This is a genomic window from Burkholderia sp. Bp8984, from assembly GCF_003853755.1.
Taxonomy (GTDB): Bacteria; Pseudomonadota; Gammaproteobacteria; order Burkholderiales; family Burkholderiaceae; genus Burkholderia.
The window spans coordinates 1-1,157 of record NZ_QTQN01000088.1; the positions used below are offsets into that span (position 1 = coordinate 1).

Sequence of the window (1,157 nt, forward strand, 5' to 3'; positions counted from 1 at the left end):
ATGACGGACGTAGTGATCGTATCGGCCGCGCGGACCGCGGTCGGCAAATTCGGCGGCTCGCTCGCGAAGATCGCGGCACCGGAGCTGGGTGCGACGGTGATTCGCGCGGTGCTGGAGCGTTCGGGCGTGAAGCCCGAGCAGGTGAGCGAAGTGATCATGGGCCAGGTGCTGACGGCGGGCTCGGGGCAGAACCCGGCGCGCCAGTCGCTGATCAAGGCCGGCCTGCCGAGCGCAGTGCCGGGGATGACGATCAACAAGGTGTGCGGCTCGGGCCTGAAGGCCGTGATGCTGGCGGCGAACGCGATCGTGGCGGGCGACGCGGAGATCGTGATTGCGGGCGGTCAGGAAAACATGAGCGCGGCGCCGCACGTGCTGCCGGGCTCGCGCGACGGGTTCCGGATGGGTGACGCGAAGCTGGTCGACACGATGATCGTCGACGGCCTGTGGGACGTGTACAACCAGTACCACATGGGCATCACGGCGGAGAACGTCGCGAAGGAATACGGGATCACGCGCGAGGAGCAGGACGCGTTCGCGGCGCTGTCGCAGAACAAGGCGGAAGCCGCGCAGAAGGCCGGGCGCTTCGACGACGAGATCGTGCCGGTGTCGATCCCGCAACGCAAGGGCGAGCCGCTGCAGTTCGCGACGGACGAGTTCGTGCGCCACGGCGTGACGGCGGAATCGCTGGCGGGGCTGAAGCCGGCGTTCTCGAAGGACGGCTCGGTGACGGCGGCGAACGCGTCGGGGCTGAACGACGGCGCGGCGGCGGTGCTGGTGATGTCGGCGCAGAAGGCGGCGGCGCTCGGCCTGACGCCGCTGGCGCGGATCAAGGCGTACGCGAACGCGGGCGTGGATCCGAGCGTGATGGGCATGGGGCCGGTGCCGGCATCGCGCCGTGCGCTGGAGCGTGCGGGCTGGACGCCGGGCGACCTGGACCTGATGGAAATCAACGAGGCATTCGCGGCGCAGGCGCTGGCGGTGCACAAGCAGATGGGCTGGGACACGTCGAAGGTGAACGTGAACGGCGGGGCGATCGCGATCGGCCACCCGATCGGCGCGTCGGGCTGCCGGATCCTGGTGACGCTGTTGCACGAGATGGCCAAGCGCGATGCGAAGCGCGGGCTGGCGTCGCTGTGCATCGGCGGCGGGATGGGCGT

General features: G+C 69.8%; 1 protein-coding gene. It reads left to right on the forward strand.

The genetic code is table 11. The annotated features are described in order from the left end of the window. Positions 1-1,157: acetyl-CoA C-acetyltransferase (locus DID98_RS35425; RefSeq protein ID WP_148093558.1), on the forward strand; the 1,157-nt coding region annotated here is incomplete at both ends.